This is a genomic window from Photorhabdus tasmaniensis (genome assembly GCF_011189505.1).
GTDB lineage: Bacteria > Pseudomonadota > Gammaproteobacteria > Enterobacterales > Enterobacteriaceae > Photorhabdus > Photorhabdus tasmaniensis.
Genome location: NZ_PUJU01000095.1, coordinates 1 through 6,690, shown reverse-complemented (window position 1 = coordinate 6,690; position 6,690 = coordinate 1). Strand labels below are relative to the sequence as shown.

4 protein-coding genes are annotated in these 6,690 nt (G+C 37.4%); 3 read left to right on the top strand and 1 reads right to left on the bottom strand.

Annotated features, from left to right (window positions below; translation table 11 throughout):
• The first annotated feature begins 392 nt into the window (after nt 1–392).
• Entirely contained in the window at nt 393–1,400 is a 1,008-nt protein-coding gene (locus C5471_RS22430; protein ID WP_242688827.1) for an endonuclease, read from the top strand.
• Nucleotides 1,401–1,884: 484 nt separating this feature from the next.
• The gene (gene phoH, locus C5471_RS22425; protein WP_133815710.1) at nt 1,885–2,676 is read left to right on the top strand and encodes a phosphate starvation-inducible protein PhoH; all 792 of its coding nucleotides are present in this window, start codon (nt 1,885–1,887) and stop codon (nt 2,674–2,676) included.
• 3,096 nt (nt 2,677–5,772) lie between these two features.
• Here phoH and tnpA read toward each other — a convergent pair.
• On the bottom strand, nt 5,773–6,126 hold the full coding sequence (gene tnpA / locus C5471_RS22420; RefSeq protein WP_133815709.1) for an IS66 family insertion sequence element accessory protein TnpA: 354 nt from the start codon (nt 6,124–6,126) through the stop codon (nt 5,773–5,775).
• Between the two features lie 176 nt (nt 6,127–6,302).
• On the opposite strand from tnpA, the gene C5471_RS22415 reads away from it, so the two are divergent.
• The gene (locus C5471_RS22415) at nt 6,303–6,512 is read left to right on the top strand and encodes a hypothetical protein (protein ID WP_021327006.1); all 210 of its coding nucleotides are present in this window, start codon (nt 6,303–6,305) and stop codon (nt 6,510–6,512) included.
• Nucleotides 6,513–6,690: the final 178 nt, after the last annotated feature.

Genomic DNA, 6,690 nt, shown 5'->3' with positions numbered 1-6,690 from the left:
GACAAATTGAGTAGTAAAGAACATGTAGACCCCTTCAAGGGGTAAGCCAAAGTAGCAAAGACATTTAGCTTGAACGAAGAGAAAGCAGCGTCATTTAGGCGCAGTCGGTAACAAGCCCTTATAGGGCAAGAGCAAACCACCCGCTATGCGGGTGGTTATGATTCTGGCTTGTATTGCCCATTGATTTTTCCCGAAAGCTAACTTGCGGGTTATCATTATTCGCTGGTCGTGTGTACAGAAGATTTAAGCACGAAGAGGTGATAGATAGCCTTTCGTTTTAAAAGGAGTATTTAAGAAGAAATGCAAATAAATAATATTTGTCTTATAGGTCGATTATGAGGCAACATAAAAGGGAAAGATCAAAAAGATATTTTGAATAATAGGGTATGTCATTGAAACGAAAAGTTAATTTTTGGGCGATTTATATTGGGTGTTTCAGCTTAATTGCTCCTGCATCTTCTTTTGCTGCTCCGGCTACTTTTGAACAAGCTAAAACTGAACTGCGTAATCGTATTTATCATGATCAATTTAAGTCAGATACAGGAACATTGTATTGTGGTTGTCATTGGCAATGGACGGGGAAGAGTGGTGGACGAGTCAATTTGTCTTCGTGTGGTTATCAAATCAGGTCGCAACAGAATCGGGCCCGGGCCGAACGGATTGAATGGGAACACATTGTTCCTGCCTGGGTTTTTGGACACCAGCGGCAGTGTTGGCAAAAAGGAGGCAGGAAAAATTGTGTCTCCTCAGATCCGGTTTTCAGGGCAATGGAATCCGATATGCATAATTTGTCTCCATCCATTGGCGAGGTTAACGGTGATCGCAGTAATTTCAGTTATGGAATATTACCAAAGAATAAGCCGAATGATTATGGTGCTTGTAGCAGTAGAGTTGATGCTAAATCTCGCACGTTCGAACCGCGAAATGCAGTAAAAGGGCAAATTGCCCGGATCAATTTTTATATGCACGATCGTTACAATCTTTCTATGTCACGTCAGCAGCAGCAATTATTCATGGCCTGGGATCGTCAATATCCACCAAGTCAATGGGAACAGGAGAGAGATAACCGAATTGCCGGCATTATGGGGTATCATAATCCTTTTGTTACCGGTGATCGGAAATGGGAATTGTGGCATAAGAATTCAGCTATCGGTGTTCCACAAACAGAGCAGAAAAAGGGGCAGGGAAAGCCTAATCAAACAGATAGCCAGAAAAAACGGGTATCATTTGATTCGTCACATACAGGATTAATCAAAGGTAATAACAATAGCAAAATTTATCATTTCTCCCATTGTTCAGGATATAAGGCGATTTTGGAGAAGAATGCTATTTATTTTCAAACAGAAGTTGAAGCAAAAAATGCCGGCTTCCGATTAGCTGGAAACTGTAAAAGTACTTAACAACAGAGATAATTAATATTGCTCTGTTGTCAACAGCAGGCATATTAATAAAATGGTTGCCATTCGATGGAGAAGGGTTATCTCAGATCATGACTTTCTTACCGTATGGCAACCGGATACATCAACACCATAGTAAATAGATCAACAATTGTTAACAGTCGCTATACTAATAAGTGATTAACTTATATTAGTGAATATTTATCACTACAAATATCAAGTCATATTATTCAATGGGTTAAATCGCCCATAAAAGTCAATAGACAATACTGTCGATTATTTCTAATGGAGAACCCCTGACCTATTTATCATAACTTAAATGTTGTCATTATACTGTCATATTGATTCGTTAGTTTTCACTAAACGGAAATAATTGCGAGTAACGCTAATGAGCTGAAAGGGAAATGATATCTATTTGAAACAATGTAGTTATTGTATCGGTGATATGGCACCGTGTGGGTAAAAACAACGATAAGGTGTTACTGCTATGAGTAGACAGAAAGCAGTGATTAAATCACGTCGAGAGACAAAAAGGATGATGAAAAGGGATTTGCGCCATCAACGTTATCGGGATGATGATAATGTGACTTCTTTGGTACAACTCGGTGGTATAGAAGCCATTGGTATGGCGCGTGATAACCGGGACTCTTCCGAAATTTTGCCCCGGACTGAAACTCAACATCGTTATATACGAGCGATAAACTATAAAAAGCTGATTATTGCCAGTGGGGAGGCTGGTTGCGGTAAGACTTTTATCAGTGCAGCAATGGCCGCAGACGCATTGATTAATAAGGAAGTTGACAGAATTATCGTCACACGTCCTGTATTACAGGCAGAAGAAGATCTTGGTTTTTTGCCCGGAGATATGGCTGAAAAATTTGCGCCTTATTTCCGGCCGGTTTACGACGTTTTATTAAAACGCATGGGAGCATCGTTTCTGCAATATTGTTTGCGGCCTGAAATTGGCAAAGTAGAAATTTCCCCTTTTGCCTATATACGAGGCAGAACATTTGAAAATGCATTTGTGATCCTGGATGAAGCCCAGAATGTGACGGTTAACCAGATGAAAATGTTTCTGACCCGGCTTGGGGAAAATATCACTGTGATTATAAATGGCGATATAAGTCAATGTGATTTACCTGCCGGAGTGACATCAGGATTGCGTGATGCACTGGAAAGATTTTCAGATGATGAAATCGTCAGTGTTATCTATTTTAATCAAGAAGATTGCGTTCGCTCTCAATTGTGCCAGAAAACGTTACTGGCTTATAGAGAATAACCTGCGAAAATACGCCGTTGAGGTTTTTTGCAAGTATTCCTCACGGCGTGATCATAACGCCATTAGTTGGAAACAAGAATGAGCACCTATTCTATTGAACAATAATGCCCGTTTGTCCGCCGGAAAAATATCAATACATTTAACTGGTTGGATAATATTGTCGGTGCCTATGGCGCAATAAGACAATAATTTAGCTGACGTTCTATGGTTTGTTTATCAAATAAATCGGTAGCTTGATTGACAAGCCAGAAAAACAGTGCTGAGTGCGACGGTTAAACAGGTGCAGTTTATGATTTAAAATTTTTAATATTTTGGTATTCGAGTTTTTAAATGATGATGACAATTAACCTGTTATCGGAAGTCGTTTTTTTACTCTATGGATTTAATGGGTATAAAGTTTTAACTGTTGTTTTTATCTCTTTTAACACCTGTTTTTTGTTAAGTTTAATCATCATCAGATATCGTGTTTTATGTTTAACGAATGCGGATTATATTCGCTTTTTATTTTTGTTAATGCTGTTAAATAACTGGCGAGAAAGCGCTTTAATATCCGTTTATTCTGGTGGTGTTATTTTACGTGCGATTTCTTTTCAACTTTGGATTAACGGTTAATGATTTTCGATTAAATGCGATTAATGGTTATTTTGAAAGGTGGCATTTATTAAATTAAATCCGCTTTTGATATAAAAGGTTTAATGCTTTAGTATTCGCGCTTTTAAATGATGATGACAGTTAACCTGTTATCGGAAGTTGTTTTTTTACTCGATGGATTTAATGGGTATAAAGTTTTAATCGTTGTTTTCACCTCTTTTAACTCTTGCTTCTTGTTAAGTTTAATCATCATCGGATATCGTGTTTTATGTTTAACGAACACGGATTATATTCACTTTTTATCTTTTCTGATGTTGTTAAATAACTGGCGAGAAAGCGCTTTAATATCCGTTTATTCGGGTAATGTTATTTTACATGCGATTTCTTTTCAACTTTGGATTAACGGTTAATGATTTTCGATTAAATACTATTAATGGTTATTTTTAAAAATGGTATTTATTGCGTTAAATCCGCTTTTGATATAAAAGGTTTAATGCTTTGGCATTCGCGTTTTTAAATGATGATGACCGTTAACCTGTTATCGGAAGCCATTTTTTTACTCGATGGATTTAATGAGTATAAAGTTTTCACCGTTGTTTTCATCCCTTTTAACACCTGCTTTTTGTTAAGTTTAATCATCATTGGATATCGTGTTTTATGTTTAACGAGCACGGATTATATTCATTTTTTATCTTTTCTAATGCAGTTAAATAACTGTCGAGAAAACGCTTTAATATCCGTTTATTCGGGTAATGTTATTTTACGTACGATTTCTTTTCAACTTTGGATTAACGGTTAATGATTTTCGATTAAATGCCATTAATGGTTATTTTGAAAGGTGACATTTGTTAAATTAAATCCGCTTTTGATATAAAAGGTTTAATGCTTTGGTATTCGCGCTTTTAAATGATGATGACAGTTAACCTATTATTGGAAGTCGTTTTTTCACTCGATGGATTTAATGAGTATAAAGTTTTAATCGTTGTTTTCACCTCTTTTAACTCTTGCTTCTTATTAAGTTTAATCATCATCGGATATCGTGTTTTATGTTTAACGAACACGGATTATATTCACTTTTTATCTTTTCTGATGTTGTTAAATAACTGGCGAGAAAGCTCTTTAATATCCGTTTATTCAGGTAATGTTATTTTGCGTGCGATTTCTTTTCAATTTTAGATTTAATTAGCATAAAGTTTTAACCGTCGTTTTCATCCCTTTTAACACCTGTTTTTTGTTAAGTTTAATCATCATTGGATATCGTGTTTTATGTTTAATGAACGCGGATTATATTCATTTTTTATCTTTTCTGATGCTGTTAAATAACTGCTGGGAAAGCGCTTTAATATCCGTTTATTCGGGCAATGTTATTTTACGTGCGATTTCTTTTCAACTTTGGATTAATGGTTAATGATTTTCGATTAAATGCTATTAATGGTTATTTTTAAAAATGGTATTTATTGCGTTAAATCCGATTTTGATATAAAAGGTTTAATGCTTTGGCATTCGCGTTTTTAAATGATGATGACAGTTAACTTGTTATCGGAAGTTGTTTTTTTACTCGATGGATTTAATGGGTATAAAGTTTTAACCGTTGTTTTTATCCCTTTTAACACCTGATTTTTGTTAAGTTTAATCATCATTGGATATCGTGTTTTATGTTTAACGAGCACGGATTATATTCATTTTTTATCTTATCTGATGCAGTTAAATAACTGATGGAAAAACGCTTTAATATCCGTTTATTCGGGTAATGTTATTTTACATGCGATTTCTTTTCAACTTTGGATTAACGGTTAATGATTTTCGATTAAATACTATTAATGGTTATTTTTAAAAATGGTATTTATTGCGTTAAATCCGATTTTGATATAAAAGTTTAATGCTTTAGTATTCGCGTTTTTAAATGATGATGACCGTTAACCTGTTATCGGAAGTCGTTTTTTTACTCGATGGATTTAATGAACATAAAGCTTTAATCGTCGTTTTTACCCTTTTGGACACCTGATTTTTATCAGGTTTAATCATCATCGGATTACGTTTAATGAACGTTAATCATATCCACTTTCTATCTTTATTGGCGCTGTTAAATAACCGGCGAGAAAATGCTTTAATACTCATTTATTCGAATAATATCCTTTTACGTACGGGTTTCTTTTCAACTCGCTATTAACGGTTAATGATTTTCGATTAAATGCTATTAATGGTTATTTTTAAAAGTTGCATTTATTAAATTAAATCCGCTTTTGATATAAAAGGTTTAATGATTTTGTGTTCTCGCTTTCAAATGATGATGACAGTTAACCTGTTATCGGAAGTTGTTTTTTTACTCGATGGATTTAATGAGTATAAAGTTTTCACCGTTGTTTTTATCCCTTTTAACACCTGCTTTTTGTTAAGTTTAATCATCATCGGATATCGTGTTTTATGTTTAACGAACGCGGATTATATTCACTTTTTATCTTTCCTGACGTTGTTAAATAACCGACGATAAAACATTTGACCCATCTATTTGGATAATATTCTTTTACGTACACCTTCATCGGTACAGGTAATTTCCGTCAGCTGCCCGCTCAGGTTATAGCCCAGAGTCAGCACCGGCCCGTCACTGGTGAATGCATACCCGTCTGGGGTATGCAGGGTGACGGAGTGCGCGTTGTCGGGCTGGAGTGAAACCGGCAAGACGGCGGGCAGTGTCTGGCAGGGAGGTTGGCGCATTTTGTTACTGTCGGCAATCCAGTCCCGGAAAGAGGAAAAATTCAGCTGATGCTGTTCACAATACTGTTTTCGGGTCAGGTCACTGTGGCACCATTGGGTCACATGGTGTTGTTTTTGCTCCGGGGTATATCGGCTACGGCTCATGATGTCATTCTCCAAATGAGGATAAGGAAGCAGTAGCGTGCATGGGCCGGAGGGGAAGGACAAGGTGAGTTCACCGGAGCCTTAGTACGCCAGGCAAGCTGGCGATAGAACAGAGGGTGAAAGTCCCTTCCGGGTAAGAGCTAGCCACTCGCCCGGTCCTTTAGCTATGCGCGACTGTGGGTAACTCCTGTCGTGAAGTGTTAGCGAAGGCACTCACAGGCCAGGTATTGAGCCACGAAATCGGTAAATCGGAGGTGGTGATGCAGTTAAGGAATGCAGAAACCTATAATGGTCAGGTTGTATTGGCGAAACCTGACCATACCTCCCGGGGTCGGAGACCCTGTGCATGTGAGGAAGTTCGTCGCGCGGAACCTGGGAGATCCTGAACAGTTTCCCATCGTGAGCAGTTGGGACGATAAGGTCTAAGTGTCAAAGCCGAGGCCTTATTGAGTTCAGGAAGTCGGACGGGAGTATAGTACCGGAGAAATCAGTGAACAAAACAGAAAACAATGTGGCGGAATTGATGGAGGGAAGGCTCCCGACCAAGGGGAACAGCCAACAGTG

What these genes read in the sequence shown, in the direction of transcription:
- phoH (WP_133815710.1), top strand. Translation starts at nt 1,885, where the DNA reads ATGAGTAGACAGAAAGCAGTGATTAAATCACGTCGAGAGACAAAAAGG.
- tnpA (WP_133815709.1), bottom strand. Translation starts at nt 6,126, where the DNA reads ATGAGCCGTAGCCGATATACCCCGGAGCAAAAACAACACCATGTGACC.